This window comes from Oribacterium sp. C9, from assembly GCF_002007235.1.
GTDB lineage: Bacteria > Bacillota > Clostridia > Lachnospirales > Lachnospiraceae > Oribacterium.
Genome location: NZ_MUHW01000011.1, coordinates 1 through 25,213 on the forward strand (window position 1 = coordinate 1; position 25,213 = coordinate 25,213).

18 protein-coding genes are annotated in these 25,213 nt (G+C 41.9%); 17 read left to right on the plus strand and 1 reads right to left on the minus strand.

What is annotated here, in order from left to right:
* The 14 genes from BXO88_RS16710 to BXO88_RS08170 all read left to right on the plus strand — a co-directional run.
* On the plus strand, positions 1-313 hold a 313-nt coding region (locus BXO88_RS16710), incomplete at its 5' end, for a hypothetical protein (protein WP_206099978.1).
* A complete protein-coding gene (locus BXO88_RS08110; RefSeq protein ID WP_078037241.1) occupies positions 310-1,458 on the plus strand; it encodes a 2-methylaconitate cis-trans isomerase PrpF family protein in 1,149 nt (382 codons plus the stop codon). The genes BXO88_RS16710 and BXO88_RS08110, both read left to right, overlap by 4 nt.
* A 298-nt stretch (positions 1,459-1,756) precedes the next feature.
* The gene (locus BXO88_RS08115) at positions 1,757-2,473 is read left to right on the plus strand and encodes an ABC transporter ATP-binding protein (RefSeq protein ID WP_078037242.1); all 717 of its coding nucleotides are present in this window, start codon (positions 1,757-1,759) and stop codon (positions 2,471-2,473) included.
* Positions 2,474-2,527: 54 nt separating this feature from the next.
* Positions 2,528-4,813: an ABC transporter permease gene (locus tag BXO88_RS08120; RefSeq protein WP_168171654.1), complete on the plus strand. Its 2,286-nt coding sequence runs from the start codon at positions 2,528-2,530 to the stop codon at positions 4,811-4,813.
* Entirely contained in the window at positions 4,813-6,321 is a 1,509-nt protein-coding gene (locus BXO88_RS08125) for an HlyD family secretion protein (RefSeq protein ID WP_078037244.1), read from the plus strand. Before BXO88_RS08120 ends, BXO88_RS08125 begins: the two co-directional genes overlap by 1 nt.
* An 80-nt stretch (positions 6,322-6,401) precedes the next feature.
* On the plus strand, positions 6,402-7,352 hold the full coding sequence (locus BXO88_RS08130) for a LysR family transcriptional regulator (RefSeq protein WP_078037245.1): 951 nt from the start codon (positions 6,402-6,404) through the stop codon (positions 7,350-7,352).
* 211 nt (positions 7,353-7,563) lie between these two features.
* Positions 7,564-9,855 (plus strand): hydratase, encoded by a 2,292-nt coding sequence (locus BXO88_RS08135; protein ID WP_078037246.1) that lies wholly within the window; start codon positions 7,564-7,566, stop codon positions 9,853-9,855.
* Between the two features lie 366 nt (positions 9,856-10,221).
* A complete protein-coding gene (locus tag BXO88_RS08140) occupies positions 10,222-11,265 on the plus strand; it encodes an isocitrate/isopropylmalate dehydrogenase family protein (RefSeq protein WP_078037247.1) in 1,044 nt (347 codons plus the stop codon).
* A gap of 153 nt (positions 11,266-11,418) precedes the next feature.
* Complete coding sequence (locus tag BXO88_RS08145; protein WP_078037248.1) at positions 11,419-13,599, plus strand: hybrid sensor histidine kinase/response regulator; 2,181 nt, start codon at positions 11,419-11,421, stop codon at positions 13,597-13,599.
* A 216-nt stretch (positions 13,600-13,815) separates the two neighbouring features.
* On the plus strand, positions 13,816-14,844 hold the full coding sequence (locus tag BXO88_RS08150) for a Bug family tripartite tricarboxylate transporter substrate binding protein (protein WP_078037249.1): 1,029 nt from the start codon (positions 13,816-13,818) through the stop codon (positions 14,842-14,844).
* Positions 14,845-15,004: 160 nt separating this feature from the next.
* Positions 15,005-15,508: a tripartite tricarboxylate transporter TctB family protein gene (locus BXO88_RS08155; RefSeq protein WP_078037250.1), complete on the plus strand. Its 504-nt coding sequence runs from the start codon at positions 15,005-15,007 to the stop codon at positions 15,506-15,508.
* 18 nt (positions 15,509-15,526) lie between these two features.
* Positions 15,527-17,029 (plus strand): tripartite tricarboxylate transporter permease, encoded by a 1,503-nt coding sequence (locus tag BXO88_RS08160; protein WP_078037251.1) that lies wholly within the window; start codon positions 15,527-15,529, stop codon positions 17,027-17,029.
* A gap of 163 nt (positions 17,030-17,192) precedes the next feature.
* A complete protein-coding gene (locus tag BXO88_RS08165; protein WP_078037252.1) occupies positions 17,193-17,777 on the plus strand; it encodes a hypothetical protein in 585 nt (194 codons plus the stop codon).
* Between the two features lie 151 nt (positions 17,778-17,928).
* The gene (locus tag BXO88_RS08170) at positions 17,929-18,624 is read left to right on the plus strand and encodes a response regulator transcription factor (protein ID WP_078037253.1); all 696 of its coding nucleotides are present in this window, start codon (positions 17,929-17,931) and stop codon (positions 18,622-18,624) included.
* Between the two features lie 77 nt (positions 18,625-18,701).
* Here the strand turns inward: BXO88_RS08170 and BXO88_RS08175 are convergent, their stop codons facing one another.
* Entirely contained in the window at positions 18,702-19,616 is a 915-nt protein-coding gene (locus BXO88_RS08175) for a LysR family transcriptional regulator (RefSeq protein ID WP_078037254.1), read from the minus strand.
* A gap of 283 nt (positions 19,617-19,899) precedes the next feature.
* On the opposite strand from BXO88_RS08175, the gene BXO88_RS08180 reads away from it, so the two are divergent.
* The 3 genes from BXO88_RS08180 to BXO88_RS08190 all read left to right on the plus strand — a co-directional run bounded on the left by BXO88_RS08180 (position 19,900) and on the right by BXO88_RS08190 (position 25,155).
* Complete coding sequence (locus BXO88_RS08180; RefSeq protein ID WP_078037255.1) at positions 19,900-21,063, plus strand: 2-methylaconitate cis-trans isomerase PrpF family protein; 1,164 nt, start codon at positions 19,900-19,902, stop codon at positions 21,061-21,063.
* Positions 21,064-21,210: 147 nt separating this feature from the next.
* Positions 21,211-22,476 (plus strand): SLC13 family permease, encoded by a 1,266-nt coding sequence (locus BXO88_RS08185; RefSeq protein WP_078037256.1) that lies wholly within the window; start codon positions 21,211-21,213, stop codon positions 22,474-22,476.
* A 375-nt stretch (positions 22,477-22,851) separates the two neighbouring features.
* On the plus strand, positions 22,852-25,155 hold the full coding sequence (locus BXO88_RS08190; protein WP_078037257.1) for a hydratase: 2,304 nt from the start codon (positions 22,852-22,854) through the stop codon (positions 25,153-25,155).
* Positions 25,156-25,213: the final 58 nt, after the last annotated feature.

The following is a 25,213-nucleotide window of genomic DNA, read 5'->3' on the forward strand; positions in this document are numbered from 1 at the left end:
CAATAGGTTGAATTTGCTGGATAAGAGAAGATGGATTACTGAGAATAGTTTATTAACATGTGGTGTACAGTTTTCAAGGCATGATTATATAGATAAAAGCTTTAGAAGTTCCGATGGTGACATCGGGGCTTTTTTCTTTTATATGTACATACAAAAAATAGTATGTCAAACATACAATAATATATATTTTACTGTATTCATCCTGCCAAATTATAATGAAAATAGAGTTATTAAAGTTCATATGATGAGCAGAATAAGCAAATGTCAGAAGCAAATGTCAGACCAACCCCATAGGACAGGAGAAAACATATGAGAAAATTTAAAACAGTATTTATGCGTGGCGGTACATCAAAAGGATGTCTTTTTAAGAAGGAAGACCTCCCTGCAGACAGAGCCGAGTGGGATGAAATATTTCTACAGGTGATGGGTTCACCGGATCCAAAGCAGATAGACGGAATGGGCGGAACAGTATCTTCAAATAACAAGATCGTTATCATTTGGAAGTCAGAAGAGCCTAACGTTGACATCGAGTATCTCGTAGGACAGGTCATAGTAGGAAAGCGACAGGTGGATTATAAATCAAACTGTGGTAATATGACTGCGGCTGTTCCGGCTTTCTGTGTCGAAGAGGGAATGGTGGAAATCAAGGAACCTGTTACTACAGTAAGGATGTTAAATAAGAATACGGATAAGTATATAAACGTTGACGTACCTATAGATCCCGAAACGCACACCTTTGCGAATGACGGTGACTGTGAGATCGCCGGTGTGGATGGTACAGCTGCAGAACTTAAGGTTGATTTCCTAAATCCTGCGGGTTCTAAAACAGGTAAGCTTCTTCCTACAGGAAATATTACAGATACTCTGGATATTCCGGGATTCGGTAAAATCGAAGCAACTATTATCGATGTTTCAAACCCTATAGTTCTTGTCAGAGCCGAGGATATCGGAATGAAGGGAACAGAGCTTCCGGAGCAGATAAACAACAATAAGGAAGTTATGGATCTGCTTGAGAAAATCAGAGGAACAGCATGTGTCATGATGGGATTTGCCGGTGATCTGAAGGAAGCGACCGATAACCAGCCGGGAGTACCAAAGGTCGGATTCGTGACTAAGCCGGAGGGATACATTGACATCGAAGATAATGAGGTTACAGCAGATAAGATGGATATTTGCGCAAGAGTGATTTCTGTCTTCAAATGTCATAAGGCTATTCCTCTTACGGCGGCAAGTTCTGTCTCTACCGCAGCTTTCCTTGAAGGGACAATAGTTAATAAGATCGTTGATGTAAAGAACGATCAAAAGACTGTTCGAATAGGACATCCAAGCGGCGTTATGACCATGGTACCGACTGTTGTCAAGGAGGGAACGAATCCTGCAGATTATAAGATACCGGGAGTGGCAGTACAGCGAACAGCCAGACGTATAATGGATGGATATGTCTATATAAGGAAATGAGCTGTTATAAAAAATAAGGACTGTAAGAAGAATTTTCCGTAAGTTAAGGTCTCAACAAAGTGTGTATGAGTTAATTTAATATATTTACTTCTGAAGATGCAGATATCAGGGGATGCCTGAGTCTGCATCTTTTTACGTTGAGATAAAGAAAAAGAGTAAAGAAAAAACAGAAAAATAATAAAGAATAAAAATGTTTGATATACTTATACTATAAAAAACTTTAAAACTATTCATAAACATAAATTTATATTTTATTGCAAAAATTTAATCATTTTAACAGAACTGTCGAAGTATAGATATGGAAGAAAATACAAAAGCACTTATCAGGCTGGAAAAAGTAGGAAAAATATACAAGAACGGACCGGTAGTATATGAAGCACTTCATGATGTGGATCTGGAGATCATGGAAGGCGAACTGGTTGTAATTCTGGGTCCAAGCGGTTCAGGAAAGAGTACACTTTTAAATGTGGTCGGTGGACTGGATGCTGCCACGGGAGGAAAGATTTACTTTGGAGATGAAGAAATCACGGCATTTAATGATGAAAGGCTGGGACGCTTCAGGGCGAAGGATGTGGGTATAATCTTTCAGTTCTATAACCTTGTACCGTCACTTACAGCATATGAAAATGTTGATTTAATGAGTGATCTCGGCATAGATATCATGGATCCTATAGATGCACTTAAATTAGTGGGACTTGCGGATAAAAAAGATAATTTCCCGTCTCAGATGTCAGGAGGACAGCAGCAAAGAATAGCCATAGCCCGTGCAATAGCAAAAAAACCGAGACTACTTTTATGCGACGAACCAACGGGTGCGCTGGATACACATACCGGTCGGGAAGTTCTAAAGCTACTACAGGATCAGAGCAGAATAGACGGAAGAACTGTAGTTATGGTCACTCATAATGCTTTGTTCGCAGAAATTGCGGATAAAGTTATCATGGTGAAGAACGGAACGATAGATGAGATCATCGCAAATGATAAGCCTAAGGATGCTTTAGAATTGGATTGGTAATGGATAATGAGTAAGAATCTGGCAAAAAAATTAATCAGAGATCTGAAAGAAAACTTGGTACAGTTTCTAGCTATTTTTCTGATGTGCTTTTTTGCCATGTTCATCATGGAATCTTTGGATTCTGTCGTTACCGGAATGGGTAATTCTGTAGATGAATATTTTACCTTGACCAATTTCATGGATATGAGTGTCGCTGCAGAAAAGTTTTCCAAAGAAGACATGTCACTGATACTTAATTTGCCTTCAGTAAAGAATGCAGAGCTTAGATATACCACCAATGGAAAAATAAATATCAGAGGTGAAGAAAAAAAGCTGGAGTTCAATTTTATCGAAGAGAACAATATATCGAAAATGATGTTATCAAAGGGAACTCATTACGATAAAGATCTACAAGGTATCTGGATAGACAGATATTTCGCAGAAGCGCAGGGAATAGAAGTAGGAGACAGCCTTTCTCTTAAATGTGACGGTGTAGCCTTTGATGAGATAGTAAAGGGGATAATAGAAAATCCTGATCATATTTATTTTAAAATAGATAATACATATACGGAGCCCAAGGTAGGAGAATACGGATATGCCTTTTTGGATTCCGGTGAGTATCCGGGATCAGAGTTACACTATGATACCATCTATATAGATCTCAAAAACGTATCTAATCAATTTAATCTCACAGATAACGATAAAAAAGAAATTGAAGCAGTAAAATTTGAAATACAGAATTTGTTTGCAAATACAAATGTGACATGTGAATCCAAAAAGGATAACGGAGCTCATCAGTCGATTCATAGTGATATCGAATCTAATGAAACTTTGGAAATCGTATTTCCATGTCTTTTCATTTCCATCGCCCTGCTGGGAATAGTATCTACCATGACGAGGCTTGTACTTAAGCAGAGAACGATAATCGGTACATTCAAGGCACTGGGCTTTGCAAGAGAAACGGTTTTCATACACTACATATCATACTCGGTTTTTGTATGTCTGATGGGATGTGTGCTCGGTGCTGTAGCCGGCTGGTATACTCTTGGAGCATACATTTTTGATGTTTTTAGATTATACTACTGCAATCCGTTTGCAAGACTGGAAATCTCACCCAGAGTAATAATAGTGATATCGCTTGTCCTTTTGATGTCAGCATTGACAAATTATCTATCCTGTAAGGGGATTCTTTCTCAAAGAGCATCGGAGATCTTGAGACCGGAGCCACCGGCAGTGTCAGGTGCCGGATTTATAGAGAAAACGTTTATATGGAAGAAGCTGAGCTTTGCCAGCAGATGGAACGTTAGAGACATTAACAGAAACAAAGTCAGGACTGTGGCAGGAATAATAGGTGTAACACTTTGTACAGCGCTTTTACTTACAGCTTTTGGCATGGACGAGCTCGATAAGGGAGTCTCGAAATGGCAGTATACAAGACTAACACCTGCAAACTTTGAGATAGGCTTTGCTCCGAATACATCTTACAGCACAGTATATGATTATTCGAGGCGATACAAAGGGCAGATGGTAGAGAAGATACAGACTGACGTAAATAAGAATGATGAAAAAGGACTCTACTATGTCACGGTCATGGATGAAGGGAATCTCTACCGTTTTCAGGATGCATCAGGAAAATATGTGGGGCTACCGGATAGTGGAGTGGCTGTCAGTTCAAAGGTCATGGAGGAGATGGAGCTCAGGATAGGAGACATCATCAGCTTCAGGATCCCGGGTGTGAAGGAAAAGTTCAAGGCGAAGATCTATTCAGTATTTAAGGCACCTGATGAGCAGGGTATAGCCATGAAACGTAAATTTTTTGAAAGCATAAATGGTGAGTTTAAGCCTAATCTTTTGTATACAAACATGACCGTACCCAAAAGATATATTACTGAAAGAGAAGAGATAATAAGTGTTTTTGAAAAGGAAGAATATATAAGAGCTATGAAGCTGAAAAGCGCCGCAACGGATCAGGAGGTTTATTATATAATGATTATCGCGGTAATGCTTGGAATAGTTGTTATGTATAATCTGGGAATCTTATCGTTCGTTGAAAAAATCAGAGAGGTGGCTACACTTAAGGTTCTCGGTTTTTCGACAAAGAATATACGATGGATACTTAATCAGCAGAGTATAATCATAGATGGAATTGGCACCGTTATCGGACTCATATTGGGAAAACAAATTCTTGTTTTTACCATGAGCAACATAGATTACTCAACAGATTATATATACAAGATAAGCTTTAAGCCATATTTAATTTCCATAATGGTCTCATTTATTCTTTCGATCACAGTAAATGCGATAATCTCATCACGAGCAAAGACCATTAATATGGTAGAGGCGCTAAAGGGAGTCGAGTGATGGTAAAATATTTAAAACGAGGACTTATAATTTTAGCATGCATCGTTGTTGCAGCTGCAGGAGTCTGGTATATTATGCAGCCTGAAGAAATGATAGTTATTGTTGCGGGTAAACAGGCTATCAATCCCGAGATCAACGGAACAGGAAGGATATCCGGAGGAAAAAAGATAACTGTCTATGCTGATGTTTCGGGAATAGTTGATTCCAAAGCGGTTCAGGTGGGTGACAGAGTAAAGTCAGGTGACAAGCTGGTTGATTACGTAATGGACAATCAGAAGCTAAAAGTGGATCTGGCAAAGACCGATGCTGAATTCAGTAAAAAGATCCTTGATGCGGACCGTAATAAAAAATCAACCTACGAAAAAATGATGAATGATGCTACGGCTCAGATAAATAATTGTGCCATGACATATACTTCACTTGAGGAACAGTTGAGAACTCTCGCTAACCAAAGCTATGCTGATGACCGGTTTATTGCAGAAGCCAAAAAAGAGTATGACAGGGATATACTAAGACTTCAGTCTCAGATAGTACAGAAGGAGCAGAATGTAGCGCAGACAGAGATCGAATTAAAGAAAATCGAATTACTTACCAAGGATGAAGAGGAAGCCAGCAAATCGAAGGTAGACAGAAAGACAGATAAGGCTATCGACTACCATGAGGATATAGCAACATTAAACAGAAAGCTGACAGATATTCAGGTGGACAGATTGACCCTTCCTGAGGAAGGTATGGACGCGGCAACACATGAAAAATATCTGCAGATACAGGCAAACATGGAGACTGTGCTTAAACTTTGGTCTGAGGCAAGGTCCCAAAAGGATTTTGCACAAAGTATGCTTGTGAGCACCGGGGATATATACAGCAGGGAACAGCAGGTTGCTTTAAATGATCAGGCACTTGAAAAGGCAGAAAGAGATCTTTCGGTGGCTCAGACAGGAACAAGATCAACAGCTGATGGAATCGTTACGGCATGCTTTATCGATAAAGGAGCTATGGTGGAAAAGGGTGCAGCTATAATGGAAATCGAAGCTGATGATATGTATCTGATAAAGATGAAGGTATCAAAGTATGATATCAACTCCATAAAACTCGGGCAAAAAGCCGAGGTGAGAATCGGAGACAAGATATACGAAGGAATAGTTGAGAGGATAAATCAGACAGCAGAAAATGATGCAAGCGGAAAAGCCAAGGCTGTTGTGGAAATAAAGCTGGACACAAAAGATGAGCTTATAGTGGGACTTGAGGCAGATGTGACATTGTCTCTCGATGAGGTATCTGATACTTTAAGCGTACCCAATGAATGTATATATGATGACGATGCTGGTTCATATGTTTATATGATAAATGATGGGGTTGTTACAAAGGTATATGTGACCTCGGGTGTAAGAGATAATGAGTGTACTCAGATAGAAGGCATAGAAGAGGGAGCTCATGTTATCATGGATCCATCTGTTACGGAATATGTCGGTGAAGAGGTTAAAGAGATAATATATGAGGCAGAATGATATCGACTTTTGGCATTCACGTTATGTGATATCCTATGCTATATTTAGAAGCAGAAAGTAAATTATAAGGGATCGGGAATATGGATTTTAGGGAACTGACTTACATAACTGCTGTTGCTGATAATCATTCAGTCACAGAAGCTGCAAAGCAACTGTATATTTCACAACCTTCATTAAGCTATATCATATCCAAGGTGGAGGAGGATCTGGGGGTAAAGCTCTTTGACAGAAAGACAAATCCCATAACACTCACATATGCCGGTGAACGATATGTGAAGACAGCAAGACAGATACTTGTTATGAAGGACAATCTGAGACGTGAGCTTTCAGATATAGGACATGGTAAGAAAGGTCGGATCAATATCGGTATACCGACTGAAAGAGCAGGGTATATGCTTCCGAAGGTCATAGGTGCTTTCAGAGAAATATATCCCAATATCAAGATTTATCTTCAGGAATCACGTTCTGAGGAGATCATCAACAATCTTATGAATGATAAGATCGCATTCTGTGTCCTGCCGGGGGGGAGATCCCATCTGCCGCCCGGAGTGAATGTGGAATATATCTATACAGAGAAGCTGTATCTCGTTGCGGGTAAGGGTATGATAACTGATGATATGATCATTCGACCCGGAACAGCTGATACGATTCCTGAGGTGGATTTCAATAAGCTTAATGTTTTTCCTTTCATCATCATGAAGAGAGGCCAATATATCCGACGGAAGGTTGAAGATATATTTAGAAGATTTGATTTTATACCGAAGGAAATAATGGAGGTATCCAGCTGTCTTTCAGCAACACAGCTTGCAAGTGCAGGACTCGGTATAACCATAGTTCCGGAAAGAGCCATAGAGCCTCTCAGAAATGCCGGCTTTGAGGTCTTCAATTACAGTGATGAAAGTGACAGCTGGGACGTGAATATCGTCTATAAAGAGGGTGTTTATCTGGATGATGCCGAGAGAACTCTGATAAGGACCATGCGGGATGTTTTTGCGAGATATCAGGGCATAAAGCCGGATACAATGGTATAAAACAGGTGATATGGAAAGCTCTCCTGCTTACATAGAAGAAATTTAATACAAATCATACATTTCAATATATTGTACTTATGGCAGGAAGATCCCTATAATCAAATTAAGATTATAGGGATTTTTTTTACTACGAATGAGAAAGAGCTGTTCTGGATGACAGGATACGGATATTTAATTTAATGATATAAATAATTATGGCAAAGGAGAATATATGGTTAGACTGACTGATCACGGTGTTTTTGTTAATGGAAATCAGGAAATTTCTCTTGAACCACCAAAGGATATTGCAGAAGCTTCGGCAGAGGTTACAGAGGCTTATATAGAAGAAGGTCGTAAAAAGACCATGTCCTACAGAATACTGTCAAAGCATAATCATAGTGGTGATATGAAAAATCTTAAGCTCAGGTTTGATTCCATGGTTTCTCCTGACAACAATTATGTAAACATTCTGCAGACCGCAAGAGCTGCAGGCCTCAGTGAGTTCAGGCTGCCATACGTTCTTTCAAACTGTCATAATACTCTCTGCGCTGTGGGCGGAACCATACTTGAAGATGATCACGCATTTGGACTTTCAAATGTAAAGAAGTATGGAGGTATATTTCTTCCACCATATAGAGGAGTTCTACATCAGTATATGCGTGAAATGATGGCGGGAAGTGAGAAGATGATACTTGGCTCAGATTCTCACACCCGTTACGGTGCGCTGGGCACCATGGGTATAGGAGAAGGCGGAGGAGAACTGGTCAAGCAGCTGGTGGGACATACATATGATATTCCATACCCTAAAATAATAGGAGTGAGACTTACGGGAAAGCCCGGACCGGGCGTTGGACCTATGGATGTGGCACTGTCACTTATCGAAAAGACCTTTTCAAACGGATTCAACAAGAATAATGTTCTTGAGTTCATGGGACCTGGAATAAGAAATATATCCATGGAATTCAGGATGGGAATAGATGTTATGACAACTGAGTCCGCTGCGCTTAGCTCCATCTGGTGTACGGATGAGCAGACGGAAGAATACCTTATGGAACATGGAAGAGCAGGAGACTATAAAAGGCTTAGCCCTGATAGAGGGGCTTACTATGACAGGTTCATAGAGATAGATATGGACACTGTGGAACCAATGATAGCACTTCCGTTTCATCCATCAAACGCGATGAGTATCAGAGAATTTAAAGCGGATATGGACAGGATCTTAGGAGAAGTTGAGGAAGACGGAAATAAAATTAAGGGTGGTGCCGGAAAGCCGTTCTGTATCAGACAGCATGTGAAATCCGGTGAATTTTATCCGGATCAGGCGCTGGTGTCAGGATGTGCCGGAGGTCTTTTCGAGAATATAGTGGCTGTTAGTGATATTCTTAAGTCAGGTATGGAGAATGAAACTTATGGAATCAAGGGTCAGGAGCTTAACCTTCATGTGAATCCTGCATCGCTGCCTATAATGGAAGATCTCATGACAAGAGGGATAGGATCTGAGCTGGCACTTTCAGGTGTGACCATGCGCCCTTGCATCTGTGGTCCATGCTTCGGAGTTACGGATGCACCTGCCAATGATCAACTATCCATACGTCATGTGACGAGAAATTATCCGAATCGTGAGGGAAGTAAGCCTACTCAGGGGCAGATGTCGGCAGTATGCCTTATGGATGCAAGGTCCATAGCGGCTACTGTAAGAAACGGCGGAAAACTCACTGCAGCAACGGAGCTTGATGTGGAGTACCGAAATATCAAGCATAATTTCAACAAGAATATATATGAGAAGCAGGTATTTTACAATTTCGGACATGGAGATCCTGATGCTGAAATAGTTAAGGGTCCTAATATAGCCGACTGGCCGGAGATGGCAGGATTAAAGACGCATCTTCTTTTGAAGGTGGCAGGTTCATATAAGGGCTCTGTAACTACAGACGAGCTCATACCATCAGGAGAGATAAGCTCCTATCGTTCAAATCCGGAAAAGATCTCAGGATATACCATGGTATCGAGAGATCCACAGTACGTGCCTGCGGCAAAGTCCGTGAGAACCATAAGCTCGAGGGCTAATCTGGATGATGGTGCCAATGCTATTACCTTCGGGTCTGTCATGATCTCGGATCAGATCGGTGACGGGTCAAGCCGTGAGCAGGCTGCATCCTGCCAGAAGGTTCTGGGAGGATTCGCAAATATAGCCAATGAATACTCTACAAAACGCTATCGCAGCAATCTCATAAACTGGGGACTGCTTCCTCTTCGTACCGAAGAGACTCTTGATATACCGGCAGGCAGTTACCTCTACATAAAAGATATAAGGGATATACTGAAAAGCGGAAAGAGTGATCTCAATGTATATGTTCTTGATGAGGGATTCGAAATAAAGGATGAGTCAGAGCTTATTGGACTCAGTACTTCAAATATAGAAAAACATAAGAAGAGGTGCATAAAAACTACACTTGATAAATTAACGGAGGAAGAAAGAGATATCATTCTATCCGGCAGTCTGATCATTTATTACAGAAAATAAGTCCTATATGTCTTTAAATCGAAATAAAAAAAAGCATTTCATTTGAAATGCTTTTTTTTATTTGATAACACGGAATTATATGACAGTTATACATACAGTGAATGGTGGAACAGAATCAGCGTAAAACAGACAGAACCTACATGTTATAGAAGATATTCCGAAAAATAATAAGGACATGGTTGACAAGTCCTTTAATCGGGTTTATGATATGAACCATAAGAGATAAGGACACATTAAGCAAGTCCTAAATAGCGTGATACAAAGTTAGCTGATATTGATGTTATCGGAAGTGATAACAGAACCTGTATATTAACTGACACAAAAAACAAATGAACAAACAGTGAGCAATGAAGCGGGAGGTAAGCCATGAGAGCAGCAGATGACAAAGCAGTTAAGACAGTAACTTTCTTTAGAGGCGACGGAATCGGACCTGAAATTTCAGATTCAGTATTTGCCATATTCCAGGCTGCACATGCTCCCGTTAAATTTGAGATATTCAATGTTGGCGAAGCCGAGTACAACAGAAACGGAAAGCTTATCCCGGATGAGGCATTTGCATCATTCGAGAAGACAAAGGTGCTTCTGAAGAGTCCTATCACAACACCTGTAGGAAAGGGCTTCCGTTCTCTCAATGTAACCATGAGAAAGAAGTATGATCTCTATGCAAACTTCCGTCCTGCGAAGTCAAATTCAGCGGTTCCTACACCATTCCCTAATACTGACATTGTCACATTCCGTGAGAATACCGAAGACCTGTATGCGGGAGTTGAGGAGAAAATCTCTGATAATGAGATGCACAGCATCAAAATCATAACAAGAGACAAGTCAGAGAGAATCTGCCGTTCAGCATTTGATTTCGCGGTACAGAACGGACGTAAGAAAGTGACATGTATTCACAAGGCTAATATCATGAAGCTTACGGACGGACTTTTCCTGGATGTTTTCTATGATGTGGCTAAGGACTATCCAAGTATCGAGGCAAAGGACATGATCGTAGATGCGTGCTGTATGAATCTGGTTCTGGATCCTACAAAGTTCGATGTAATGGTAACCGAGAATCTGTACGGAGACATCATCACTGATCTTACTTCAGGTCTCATTGGCGGAGTTGGTCTCATGCCTTCTGCAAATGTCGGCACAGACATGGCTATGTTTGAAGCAGTACACGGTTCAGCACCTGATATCGCCGGAAAGAATATCGCAAATCCTACCGCATTCCTCTGGTCAGCATGTATGATGCTCGATCATATAGGACTCGGTGAGTATGGAGATATGATAAGAACTGCCATCAAGAACGTAATGGATGAGGGAGTCCATACAACAAAGGATATCGGAGGCAACGCTTCCACAACAGAGTATACAGACGCAGTTATCAATGAGATAAAGAAACTACTTGCTATGGCGGCTTAACTAAAAAGTTTGCAGGGTGCAAAATTCTGCGTTTTTAAAGAAAATTTACACAGAGGTCGGTCAAGGAAAAACTTGGTGTGACCTCTGTGTTTTTTTGATCTGATTTTTTATAATGATGTCATAATTATGACATAACATTACGGAGCAGAATTCATGAACAGAATAAACAAATACAATCAGATTTATGCAGATGTGGCTCAGAAGTTCGGCCTGATCATGCTGGCCATCATCATGCTTTTTATTTTTTACATAGATTTCAAGAGTTATATGACCTACAGCGAGGTGCTGATCAAGCAGGAGGAGACTCAGCTTTTGTCCATTGCCCGTATAGTCGGAGACAATATGAACAACTATCTAAAGCAGGAGAGGGACAAGATAGACGTTACCTTCGCGAGGCAGAATGAAAGTTTAACTGAGATTCACAGTAAGAACAAATATCTGCTTGATGATAGTTTTCCTCTTTACAGAGGTTACGTGCTGGTGGATGAGAATCGTCAGATAGCTGATCTTGTGGTGTCCGGAGGAAATATCAAAAAAAACCGTGAAAAGATAATCACCGGTATGAAGCAGGTTTCGCTGGATAAAGTTTACAGGGCGGAGATCGAAGGTAAGCATTATTCCGAAGCGGACAAAGAATATACTCTTTATATCAAGAAAACTCTTAAGGTGGGAGAAAAGATGTATACGGCAATCTATGCCGTAAATATGAGCGAGATCTACAACAGGATCATCAAGCCGGTTCAGATAAACGGCGCCGGATTCATCTATGTTAAGGATGCAGCAAATACAATCATGATGCATCCTCATCAGGATGAGATAGGTACCTACGGATTTCATACTGTACATGAAAATACCACGGGGAATCCCAATGCTTTTGATGATCTTTTCAGGTGGACCAACTATCAGAAACAGGTGGCGGAAGGGTATGATGTGATCCAGTCCTACCGTCTGTACAACGAAGAACTGGTTCCTGAGAGTATGATAGGAGCATTTACAAAGCTGTATATACAGAACGAAGAGTGGACAGTAACGGCAGTGCTTCCCATGAACGTACTTTCCGGACCGCTTACACAGTTCATAACAATGTTTCTGCTCATCACTCTCATCATCTTTCTGCTCGCTATCATCGGAACAGCCGTCTGCATGAATATCGTAAGACAGGGAAAGGAAATAAATTATCTGAGAGAAATTAACAGCGGAATGGAGATGATACAGAAGCAGAGCGATGAGATACGAAACTATCAAAGAGTGCAGTCTCTCGGTATGATGGCAAGTCATATCGCTCATGAGTTCAACAATTTCCTAACGCCTGTCATGGTGTATGTGGATCTTCTGGAGGGGGACGAAACGATCTCAGATGAAAATCATGAGCTTCTGAAGGAAATGTCGGGTTCTCTGGATCAGGCAAAGCAGCTTTCCACAGACCTTCTTAGCTTTGCAAGACAGGATACGGGAGCGAAGCTTAGCTTTATGGATCTTCGGGATGAGACAAGTAAGGCCGTTAAGATCGTAAAGCGCCTGACGCCGCAAAAGATAAAGTTTGAAAGTGAAATCACAGAAGAAGACATTCACCTTTATGGAAGAAAGGGAAACATAGAGCATATACTATTGAATCTTTGTAAAAATGCCTATGACGCTATGGAAGGCGCCGCCATCAGAAGACTCAGGATAACACTTCAGAAAAAGGACGATGAGGCGGTACTTTCGGTTTCCGATACAGGCTGCGGTATTCCTGATGAGACTATAGAGCGTATCTTTGAACCTTTCTATACGACCAAGGGAAGCAGACAGGGAACGGGTCTCGGACTCAGTGTGGTAAAGAATATAGTTACATCCATGGGTGGAACCATGGATGTCAGGAGCAGCAATGAAGGCACCACATTCATCATGAGATTTCCTGTTACTGAGGATACCAAAGAAAATCAGATCAGCAGGATCGCTGCCATAAAGAGAATCGCAATCATATATAACAAGAAGATAAATATTGAAAGAATAGAAGAGATATTTAAAGGAAGTACTTACAGGGTGGAGTACTTTGATCATCCGGCAGCAGTAATTTCTCTGATACAGAAGAAAAAGAATTACTACGGCATGGTCATATCGGCATATGATCTGCCGCTGATGAATGGTGTGGAGACTCTGAAGATAGTGAGAAGACTGGAACCTGAGATCAGGCTGATACTTACATCGGATGAGAAGATAACTGAGTTTGAGTGGTATCTGAATAACGGATATTTCGACAGACATATCACCGTAAAAGAACTTTATAAGGAATTGAATACGTTGATATCACTGGATAAAATGCCTGACTTTCCACAGCCAAACGGAGAGTGAACTGTGGGAAGCAGGATATCAAATTTGTCAGACTTGATGTTATATGGAACCGGAAATTAAGGCTCTGATCTAATCGTGGCATGGTTGTGTGAAATCATTGAAGATTACAAAAGTGACAAAACTGTCACTGTTAGTTATGCCCGATTTATTGTGTTTTAGACCGCTCCGAATATATAATCTGCACATAGGTTAAAGAACGAAAGGAGAGGTTCTATTATGAAAAAGAGATTCTTAGGTTCTATTGCTGTTCTTACAGCGATGACAATGGCAGTTCTCGCAGGATGCGGTGGCAGCTCAAATGCTTCAAGCGGCGGACAGACAACAGAGACAAAGGCTGAGGCTTCAGGAGATGCAGCTGCATCTGACTGGACATGGGACAGAAACATCGAAATCGTTTGTCCTTGGGGAACAGGCGGTGGAGCTGATACAACACTCAGAGCTTTCGCAACTGCTCTTGAGAATGAGATCGGTGTTAAGGTTGTTGTTAACAACAAGTCCGGAGCGGGCGGAGTTACAGGTGTACAGTTCGCATCATCACAGCCGGCTGATGGATATACATATCTTCTCTGCACACAGTCACCTATGCTTGCTCAGATCACAGGTGCAACAGATTTCGATGTTTATGGATCAATTAAGCCACTTTGCCAGCTTGTACATGACGTAAACGTATTCGTAGCAGGAAAGAATGAGCCATACAACAACATGGAAGAGCTTAAGGAATACCTTAAGTCAAATCCTGGTTCAGTAAAGTGCGGTGTTATGACTATCACAGGTCTCGATGCAGCATGCGTACAGGGTGCATTTGACGGTGAGGTTGAGGCTGTAGCTTATACAGAGGGTTCACAGCTCAATGCTGATATCGTTGGTGGACACATCAACCTTGGATGTGAGGGACCTGCAGAGGTTTCAGCTATGGTTGAGTCAGGCGACATGAAGGTTATCGGCGCATGTACAGATCAGCACCTTACACTTGCAGGCTGGGAGAATGTTCAGACAACTGCTGACATCAACAACCAGACAACATATGGTCCTGCACGTGGTATCTTCTACATCCCTGGCACACCTGATGCAGCTATCAAGGCATTTGAGGCAGCAGCTGAGAAGGCTGTAGCATCTGACAGCTTCCAGGAGTTCTGTAAGCAGCAGGGTCTCGATCAGAGACAGGGCTGGCTCGGAACAGCTGATTATCAGAAGGAGTGGGATTCAGATTATGAGAATCTCAACGCTCTCTTTGGTACAAAGTAATTTTTGTAAAGTATAAAGTCAGTGTTTAGGTCGGGGGAACAGGTTCCTGTTTCCCCGATTTTGAAAATATTGTGTCAGATTTCTCAGTAGATCCGGCATTTGGCATCAGCCTCTTCGAGAAATATTTATGGGCTGATGTTCCGAGAAAGGGGGATATATTTTGGATATTTTATTTTCCGCATTTTTAATCATCGCAGGAGCAGGTCTCTTTGCAATGATCGGAGCAGATCCTGCTGCTGCAGCATCTGAAACCGAGCTTGGCGCAGCATTCTGGCCACAGATCGTACTTGCTATCATGATCGTTTTATCAGTTGTAAATATCATAACCAATGTTAAGAAGATGAAGGCTGAAGGAGGAAGCATCACTTCAGGAATCGATGTAGCAGGTTTCCTTAAGAGTAAGCTTTTTATAGGTATGATCATAGTGGCTGTTATGGCTTTGATCTTACCTATGATAGGTTTCATACCGACATGTATCATCTTTCTTATGGTTTATGGTATCCTGCTCAAGGCTCCGAATATTCCAAAGCTTGCGATCGCTGTAGTACTTATCACTATCGTGATCTATGTTCTTTTCCAGGGCGCTCTTGATATCATGCTTCCCAGAGGAACAGGTGTATTCCGTAGTTTTGCTCTTGCAGTTGAGTCAATATTACCATTCTAAAGAGAAGGAGAGAAAAACATGTTTGATTTATTAGTGACAGGATTTTCTATTGTGTTTACACCTTCTACCTTCCTCTTTATCGTGGGTGGTACAATCATCGGTGTAATCTTCGGTGCTATGCCTGGTGTATCAGCATCCATGGCGGTTGCTCTCGCACTGCCTTTCGCATATGCTATGAAGCCGATCGTAGCTATCGCGTTCCTTGTTTCGGTTTACTGTGCATCTATTACAGGTGGTGGAATCACTGCAATTCTTTTCAAGATTCCTGGAACTCCTTCATCTGCTCCGACAACCTTTGATGGTTATCCTATGGCTCAGAGAGGTGAGGCAGGTAAGGCTCTCGGATACTCACTTGTTGCATCAGCCTTCGGTGGACTTGTAGCAGCTTTCGCTATGGCGCTCATTTCTCCTCAGCTTGCAGCAGTTGCTCTTAAGTTCGGTCCTTCAGAGCTTTTTGCAGTATCCTTCCTCGGACTTTCAGTTCTTTCATGTCTCGACAGTGATAACATCGTAAAGACTCTCATCTCAGGATGTATCGGTCTTTTCCTTGCTACTATCGGTATGGATCCTATGCTTGGTATCGCACGTTTCACATTTGGAAGTTCAACACTTCTTTCCGGTATCGAGATGATTCCTGTAATGATCGGTCTTTTCGCTGTAACTGAAGTTCTTAAGCAGACTAACAAGCAGAAGAAGATCGATGTAGAAAAGGATTCAACAGCAAAGGGCGGAGATACTTCTGCAAAGCTTCCTTCCATCAAGGAGCTCTGGGAGACAAAGTGGACTATGGTTCGTGCTTCTGTACTTGGTACAGTTGTAGGTATCCTTCCGGGTGCCGGCGCAACTATCGCTTCCTTCCTTGCATATGCAATCGAGAAGAAGGTGTCAAAGCATCCTGAGCTTCTCGGAACAGGTATTCCTGATGGTATCGTAGCGTCTGAGGCAGCAAACAACGGTGCTACAGGTGGCGCAATGGTTCCGCTTCTTTCACTTGGTATCCCGGGTGGTAATGCTGCAGCTATCATGATGACAGCGCTCGTTATCCAGGGCGTACAGGTTGGACCGCTTCTTATCAAGCAGCAGCCGGAGTATCTTGCATCAGTATTTGCTTCAATGTTCGTAACAAATATCGTCATGGTTATCGTATCCATGGGAATCGCAAGAGTGTTCGCAAAGATCCTTTCAGTTCCATATTCTATCCTTGGACCTGTAATCGTTATCCTTGCAACAATCGGTGCTTATGCAACTAACAACAACACAGGTGACGTAGTACTTATGGTTGCAGCAGGTATCATCGGATATCTCTTCTCAAAGCTTAAGTACAATTCAGCTGCTCTTGTTCTCGGACTCGTTCTCGGACAGATGTGTGAGTCTAACTTCAGAAGAGCATATACTCTTAAGAACGGAAGCATCGTAGGTATCTTCGCATCTCCAATTACTTTCATAATTGTTGCAGCATGTGTGGTTATGCTCGTATATCCATTCGTTAAGCCGCTTATCTCTAAGAAGAAGGCTGCATAAATTTTCATAATAGACCAAAAGATATGTTCAGGCTCCCGCAGGATGCGGGGGCCTGTTTTGGTGAATAAAGAATATGTATATTTTAATAATATTTTTATAGTTAGCTGTCGATGAAAAGTTTGGGAAGGAACAGTCAAACTCTACTATTTTTGAGGGGGCAGATATGCTTAAGAAAATAGTCATCAGTGTTGTGGGCTTTATATTGGGATTTTGTATAACGGCTATTGCGGCAGATCCCAGGATCACCATGAATATAAAATATGAGGATTGCTATGAATACAGTACTTTGACATGCAAAAACCAGACTAATGGTTCCATTATGTGGAGTAAAACGCTGGATCCGCTTCCGGCTACAGAGCTCACTAGGTCCCAGTATCTGGGAATCAATAATGGATATGCATATGTTCTTCACGGTGGAACTATGCTTCTGCTGGATCCTCAGACCGGTTCTGTAAAGAAAGAGAATCCTGATTTCGGAGGTGCGAGTGCGATCTGGGTGTTCAGCTCATCAGGAAAGCTATATATGTGCGGTTACTATGGGCCTGATTTCTATGTAATTGATAAGGATGGCAAGACCGTAAGCCGGATTGAAAGCATAAATGATAAGTATTATTGGCCTGAAGCCATGAAATTTTCATCAGGTAATAATCTGATCCTGACCTATGGTGCAAAGGAAGGATCAGGAGAAGGAAGCTATCCTGTAGAGTTCGATGTTACAAAGTATTTCGGGAAAGTTGAAAAAAACTGATTTGAGATGATTACAGGTATGAGCGATGACCGTTTCAGGCAGTGCTCATACCTTTTTTCTGTTTAAATTGACTCATAATGGTCTCATGGATACAATAAAGCTTAGGTTTAAATTCAAAGATTTTTTTCTGGGTTAAGATTAAGGAGTTTTGATGGCGAACGAGAACATACTTGTAGTTGATGATGAGGCTGCGATACGTCTTGCGATACGTGTTGCTCTAAAAAGAGAGGGAATGCGTGTGACGGAGGCGGCTGATGGTAAAGATGCCATAGAGCTTCTTGATAATCAGAAATTCAGTCTGGTGATTCTGGATGTCATGATGCAGGAAATAGGCGGTTATGAGGTTCTTCAGCACATGAGGGACAGAAATGACATGACCCCTGTTCTCATGCTGTCCGGAAAGACTGATGAAGCGGATCAAGTCATGGGGCTCGATTATGGTGCCGACAGCTACCTGACCAAGCCTTTTCATACTGCACTTCTCATTCAGAATATAAAAGCTCTCATAAGACGTACTCAGGTCTATGCCAATGCAGGCTCCGATCAGGTTAAGGCTGGACGTTTCAGTGTAGACACCCTTAAGATGGAGTGCCTGAAGGACGGTGAAAGACTTGATTTCACAGGCAGGGAGACTATGCTTTTCAGATACTTTATGGAGCATCCCGGTGAGGTATTTACGAAGGAGCAGCTTTACAGACAGGTATGGGATGACACCGGAGCCGTGGTGGATGAAAATACAGTTACAGTCTATGTTAAGCGTATCAGAAGCAAGATAGAAGAGGATCCTAAAAATCCGGTGTATCTGAAGACTGTGAGAGGTGTGGGATACCGTTTCGATCAGGAATGATCAATATGATAACAGCATCAGTATACTGATATATGCCCTCTTTACCGGATAAACCGGTAAGGAGGGTGTTTTTGTGTTTACGTGAAGTCCCTTACTATTTTTATGTACTCTGTAGCGTGGTAAGGCAGGTAGCTGTTCTTACGATACGCGGCAACAAAATTGATAGGTGTGCTTGGTTCTCCTACAGAAAAGTATCTAAGGGGCTTTTCAAGCTTCATATGTTTCAAGTGAGTTTCAGTGATGAAGCAAACTCCATAATTACGTGAGGCCAGCTCGGCTTCGGCTCTTATGTTGCTTGTCTCAAGTATGATATTCGGAGTGATATGCTGCTGTCTGAAGAGTCTGTCAACTATGGTTCTGGTACGCTGATTAGGATTTTGCATTATCACGCCTTGATCGTGTTCAACAAGATGTTTAAGGTCAAGGTGAGGATATCGGCATCCCTCCATGGGATAGGCAAACTCACACAGTGGATTGTCTGGAGACATAACAAGAACCATCTCTTCATGGCTAATGATCTCTGTTTCTATATTTTGATTAGCATCAGGCTGGTTGTAAAAGGCAAGGTCAATGCTGCCGTTCAGGATCATTTCATTAAGATGGCTTGAACTTGATTCATGGATCTGTATCTTAACCTTTGGATATAGACTATGGAAAATAGGAAGTGTACAAGGGAGCATATAGGTTCCTCTCATGGCAGGGAAGCCTACATTGAGAAGGCCGGAATCGTGCTTTAATATATCACCAACTTCCTGGTCCAGTTCTTTTTTCAGGTTTAATATTTCTTTTGCCTTTGCAATATAACGTTCGCCAATATAGGTGGGAACATATCTGTTTCCAATACGGTTAAACAAAGGCTGACCAACGTAAGACTCGGTATTTTGAAGAAATCTCGATAATGATGGCTGTGTAAGGAAAAGTGCTTCTGCGGCTTTTGAAATATTACCGTGTTCTTCAATCGCAAGAATGTATGAAAGGTCTTTGAAATCCATATGATTCTCCCTTCTTAAATATGATTAAACATACCATTTTCACAACTATACGTCCAATGCATATTTTTTATCGAATAAATGCATTGGATATATATAAATACAAATGATATCGTATAGACATAGATAAACAGATGCGCGCTGTTCATTGAAAACTCAGGGAAGTATCTCTCACACTCCCCCGATGAGAGATACTTCCGAAAAGTGAAAAGATTATATAAATCTCTCGCTTTGGCTGTTCCTGTATCCGATTTTTTGGACATGGGACTATATGAAGGAGGTTCACATGACAGAAGTGCATGAGGGTATGATCAAGCTGCCGGTTTCCATCATCAGAGGAGGAACCAGCAAGGGTGTATATATTTTGGAAGAGGATCTTCCAAAGGATAAAAATGAATGGGATGCAGTTCTTCTCAGAATGATGGGCAGTCCCGACCGTAAACAGATAGATGGTCTTGGCGGATCCCAGTCCGTTACAAGTAAGGTTGCCATAATAAAGAAGTCAGAAAGACCGGATGCGGATGTTGATTATACATTTGCTCAGGTATCGGTAGATAAACCAATCGTAAGTTATAAAGGAAATTGCGGAAATATTTCCTCAGGCGTAGGACCCTTTGCAATAGAAAAGGGACTTGTAGAAGCAAGGGAAGGAACTACAAGTGTACGCATATATAATACAAATACAGACAAGATAATCGTTGGAGAAGTAAGCACTAAGAATGGTGAAGTGAAGTACGAAGGCGATTTTGCCATCGCAGGTGTGCCGGGAACAGCGTCTCCCATAAAGCTTAAGTTCGTAGATCCTTCAGGAACACTTGGAAACGGACTTCTTCCTACAGGCAATGTAGTGGATGTTCTCGAGGTTCCGGGTTACGGAAAAGTTGAAGTATCAATAGTTGATGCGGCAAATCCACTGGTTTTTGCAAAGGCTGTTGACCTCGGACTTAAGGGAGGCGAAACACCTGATGAGATAAACGGCGATGAAGAAAAGCTTGATCTTCTTGAAAAAGTAAGAGGTCTTGCGGCTGTAAAGCTCGGATTAATTTCAGATTACACAAAGTCAGCCTGGGAGACACCGGGAATTCCGAAGATGACCTTTGTAGCAGAGGCTGCCGACTATACAACAGCAGATGGCAAGGCACTTAAGAAATCAGATATCGATCTTCTTTCCAGAATGATGTCCATGCAGAAGGCTCATCCGAGCTATGCCATGACAGGTGCCATGTGTACAGCTGCGGCAGCAGTCATCAAGGGAAGTATCGTCAATCAGGTACTTTCAAAGGATACAGATACACAGTTTATCCGTATAGGACATGCAAGCGGAGTGCTCGAATGCGGCGTTGACTATGTTGAAGATGCAGAGAATAAGGATGTTCCTAAGATCGATGACACCTTTGGATTCAGAACTGCAAACCTCATCATGGAAGGTAAGGCTGTCATTAGACTTTGATAGAGTATAAGAGTATAGAAATAGAGAGAAATAAAGAGAAATAAAGAGAAATAAAGTAAGATGGTAGAGTTCGTTTTACCTGTGTGAAAAAGGGTGAAGGTATACAGGTAAACGTTAATACAATGTATATTTCAGGAGATACAGATTATGAATTTCGCATTAATATCCCTTGTGGTACTTGCTATAGTAGTTGCCATAGGATTTATAAAAAAGATCAACATAGGTTTCTTTTCAATCGGCGCAGCATTTCTTCTCGGTCTTGCCGGAGATCTTTCAGCAAAGGACATCACAAAAGGCTTTTCAAGTTCAATGTTCGTAACACTGGTTGGTGTAACCTTCCTTTTCGGTATGGCATCACAGAACGGAACACTGGATCTTTTTTCAAAAAAGGTCGTTGCTCTTGTAGGCAAGAGAACATATCTTATTCCTGTTCTTATGTTTGCGCTTTCAGCATTTATCTCAGCTATCGGACCCGGACACATCGCAGCCGGAATTCTCATGACAACATTTGCAGTATACCTTGCATTTGAGCTTGATATCAATCCTATGGCTACAGCGCTTTATGCTAAGCTCGGTGCCAATGCAGGCTGCGCGTCGCCTTTGTCAATGACGGGTATTCTCGCGAAGAACCTCAGTGAGCCTCTCGGATATACAGGATTTGGATTACACCTTTTCCTTACAACACTTCTTTCAGGCTTTGTATTTACAGCTATCATGTATATCTACTACAAGGGCTACAAGGTTAAGGCAGACAATCCTCTTAAGCTTTCAGATATTCCTGCATTCAATCGTAATCAGAAGATCACAATGTTTGCTATCGCTGTTATGGTCGTATGCTGTATCGGTTTCAAGCTCGACACAGGCCTTTTCGCATTTGTTGCGGCAGCAGTTCTGATCCTTCTCGGATGTGCAGATGAAAAGAAGGCCATCAAGGGAATTCCATGGGGAACACTGATGCTCATCTGTGGTGTAGGTCTTCTCGTTAATGTTATCGATAAGCTTGGCGGTATCACACTTATCTCTGATTTCTTAAGCTCACTTATGACAAAGAGCACAGCAACTCCTATTATGGCAGCTACATCCGGAATCCTTTCATGGGTAAGCTCAACAACAGGTGTTGTAATGCCTACACTTTATCCTATCGCTGATAACATCGTTAAGAACTTCGGCGATGGAGTAAGCTATGTTGAGATCATCTCATCACTTACAGCTACATCATTTGCAGCTGCCATCAGCCCTCTTTCAACAGGTGGTGCTATCATCATGTCTTCTTACTCTGCAGCCAAGGAGACAACAACAGAAGAGATGAACAAGATGTTCCGTACACTTTTCCTTCTTTCTGTTATGAACGTAGTTATCAATGTGGTTATGTCAGCTCTCGGAGTATTTAATCTCGGCGGACTTTTCTACTGATGAGAAGATAATGATGTATCAAATATAAAGATGTTTAAAATGTACCGGTTTTACTGGAACTTGGATATGAAGTAAGACCGGTGCATTTTTATTACGATAAAGAATATAAGATATAGGTAAAAACTTATACATAATATTGTATACAATAGGAAAAACCTATACTTGGCATATAGATATAAATATTTTACTATTGTGTCATGTCAAATTAGAATAATTACATAAAAAGAAAAACACAGAGAAACAGAAAAAGGCGATATAATATACATGTTCATTTGTTAAAGTTACATGTGATATTGTATAGTTTGCTTAGTATCTACGTGCTCTTATGTTAGAATGTTGTTCCCCATAAGAAGGGAGTCATTAAGGAGGTTTATTATGGTCAAGCTTCATGAAGGCGGCGTATATCTGGTAAACGGAACAGAACTTGTTCCTGAGGCAGAGGCAGCCAAGGTAGAGCAGCTTACTGGCAAGGCTGCGGATAAGGCAGAGGCAAAGAAGGGTACCATTGCTTATGGTATCATGAAGTCACATAACACAAACGATACTATGGACAATCTTAAGATCAAGTTCGATGCCATGGTATCACATGATATCACATTCGTAGGTATCATTCAGACAGCGAGAGCTTCAGGTATGGAGAAGTTCCCACTTCCTTATGTTCTTACATGCTGCCACAATTCTCTTTGTGCAGTTGGCGGAACCATCAACGATGATGATCACTACTTCGGTCTCTCAGCAGCAAAGAAGTACGGTGGAATCTATGTACCACCACATGTTGCAGTTTGCCACCAGTTCATGCGTGAGAAGTTCGCAGGCGGCGGAAAGATGATTCTCGGATCAGACTCACACACACGTTACGGCGCACTCGGAACCATGGCTATCGGAGAGGGCGGTGGAGAGCTTTCAAAGCAGCTTCTCGAGCAGACTTATGATGTTGCATATCCGGGTGTAGTTTGTATCTACCTTACAGGAAAGCCAGCACCATTTGTTGGACCTCATGATATCGCTCTTGCCATCGAGAGAGCAGTATTTAAGAACGGCTATGTTAAGAATAAGGTAATGGAGTTCGTAGGACCTGGTGTATCTTCCATGACAACAGATTTCAGAAACGGTGTCGATGTTATGACAACAGAGACAACATGTCTTTCATCTGTATGGAGAACAGATGAGGATACAAAGGAGTTCCTTACCATGCATGGAAGAGGAGAGGATTTCAAGCAGCTTGATCCGTCAGAGGTTGCATACTATGACGGTTGTGTAGAAGTTGACCTTTCAGCTGTTCGTCCTATGATCGCCCTTCCATTCCACCCGTCAAATGCTTACGAGATCACAGAGCTCTATGACAACCTTGAGGATATCCTTCGTGAGACAGAGAAGGAAGCTGAGAAGGTTGCAGAGGGAAGAGCACACTTTACTCTTCTTGACAAGATCACAGCTGATCACAAGCTTCAGGTACAGCAGGGTATCATCGCAGGATGTGCCGGCGGTAATTATACAAACGTTGTTGAGGCAGCTCATGCACTTAAGGGCAAGAGCATCGGTGACGGTGAGTTCTATCTCAGCGTATATCCGTCATCCCAGCCTGTTTATACAGACCTTGACCGTAAGGGGCTTCTTGCAGATCTTATGGATGCGGGTGCTATCATCCGTTCAGCATTCTGCGGACCTTGCTTCGGTGCAGGAGATACACCTGCAAACAATGCACTTTCTATCCGCCATACAACACGTAACTTCCCTAACCGTGAAGGTTCTAAGCCGGGTAACGGTCAGATGTCAGCTGTATGTCTTATGGATGCACGTTCAATCGCTGCTACAGCTGCTAACGGCGGTAAGCTCACATCTGCTGAAGAGCTTGATTGCTGGGGCGACATCCCTGAGTACAACTACGATGACAAGGCTTACCAGAACAGATTATATCAGGGCTGGGGTAAGGCAGACCTTGATCAGGAGCTTCGTTTCGGACCAAATATCAAGGACTGGCCGGAGCAGGAGTCTATGACAGACAACATTCTTCTGAAGGTTGCTTCAAAGATCCTTGATCCTGTTACAACAACCGATGAGCTTATCCCATCAGGTGAGACTTCATCCTTCAGATCAAATCCTCTCGGACTTGCAGAGTTTACACTTTCAAGAAGAGATCCTGAGTACGTAGGACGTGCAAAGGCTGTAAGAGATCTTGAGGCAGAGCGTAAGAACGGTACTGTTCCATCTGAGATAGCTGATGTATTTAAGGTTGTCAATACTATTCCGGGACAGGAAAGCGTTAAGGCTTCTGATGTGGAGATCGGTTCAACGATCTATTCCAACAAGCCGGGTGACGGTTCAGCTCGTGAGCAGGCTGCTTCCTGCCAGAGAGTACTTGGCGGTCTTGCAAACATCACTCAGGAGTATGCTACAAAGAGATACAGATCCAACTGTATGAACTGGGGTATGGTTCCGTTCCATCTCAAAGGAGAGCCGGACAAGTTCGAAGTAGATGATTACATCTATGTTCCTGGCATCAAGAAGGCACTTCAGGATGATAAGCTTGAGGATATCAAGGCTTATGTTATCAAGGATGGCAAGGCAACAGAGATCGAGCTTTATGTTCTTCCTATGACTCCAAACGAGCGTCAGATCGTTCAGGACGGATGTCTCATCAACTTCAACAAGTTCGGTCATTCAAAGAACTTTGCTTAATTAATAATCAGATAAATCAGTTTCAAGGTGCTGCGGAGATCATCTCCGTAGCACTTTT

Bases quoted from the DNA above. Each gene is read 5' to 3' on its own strand.
- BXO88_RS08170 (WP_078037253.1), top strand. From the start codon at position 17,929: ATGGCGAACGAGAACATACTTGTAGTTGATGATGAGGCTGCGATACGT.
- BXO88_RS08175 (WP_078037254.1), bottom strand. From the start codon at position 19,616: ATGGATTTCAAAGACCTTTCATACATTCTTGCGATTGAAGAACACGGT.
- BXO88_RS08150 (WP_078037249.1), top strand. From the start codon at position 13,816: ATGAAAAAGAGATTCTTAGGTTCTATTGCTGTTCTTACAGCGATGACA.
- BXO88_RS08115 (WP_078037242.1), top strand. From the start codon at position 1,757: ATGGAAGAAAATACAAAAGCACTTATCAGGCTGGAAAAAGTAGGAAAA.
- BXO88_RS08180 (WP_078037255.1), top strand. From the start codon at position 19,900: ATGACAGAAGTGCATGAGGGTATGATCAAGCTGCCGGTTTCCATCATC.
- BXO88_RS08185 (WP_078037256.1), top strand. From the start codon at position 21,211: ATGAATTTCGCATTAATATCCCTTGTGGTACTTGCTATAGTAGTTGCC.
- BXO88_RS08165 (WP_078037252.1), top strand. From the start codon at position 17,193: ATGCTTAAGAAAATAGTCATCAGTGTTGTGGGCTTTATATTGGGATTT.
- BXO88_RS08145 (WP_078037248.1), top strand. From the start codon at position 11,419: ATGAACAGAATAAACAAATACAATCAGATTTATGCAGATGTGGCTCAG.
- BXO88_RS08110 (WP_078037241.1), top strand. From the start codon at position 310: ATGAGAAAATTTAAAACAGTATTTATGCGTGGCGGTACATCAAAAGGA.
- BXO88_RS08130 (WP_078037245.1), top strand. From the start codon at position 6,402: ATGGATTTTAGGGAACTGACTTACATAACTGCTGTTGCTGATAATCAT.
- BXO88_RS08190 (WP_078037257.1), top strand. From the start codon at position 22,852: ATGGTCAAGCTTCATGAAGGCGGCGTATATCTGGTAAACGGAACAGAA.
- BXO88_RS08160 (WP_078037251.1), top strand. From the start codon at position 15,527: ATGTTTGATTTATTAGTGACAGGATTTTCTATTGTGTTTACACCTTCT.
- BXO88_RS08140 (WP_078037247.1), top strand. From the start codon at position 10,222: ATGAGAGCAGCAGATGACAAAGCAGTTAAGACAGTAACTTTCTTTAGA.
- BXO88_RS08135 (WP_078037246.1), top strand. From the start codon at position 7,564: ATGGTTAGACTGACTGATCACGGTGTTTTTGTTAATGGAAATCAGGAA.
- BXO88_RS08125 (WP_078037244.1), top strand. From the start codon at position 4,813: ATGGTAAAATATTTAAAACGAGGACTTATAATTTTAGCATGCATCGTT.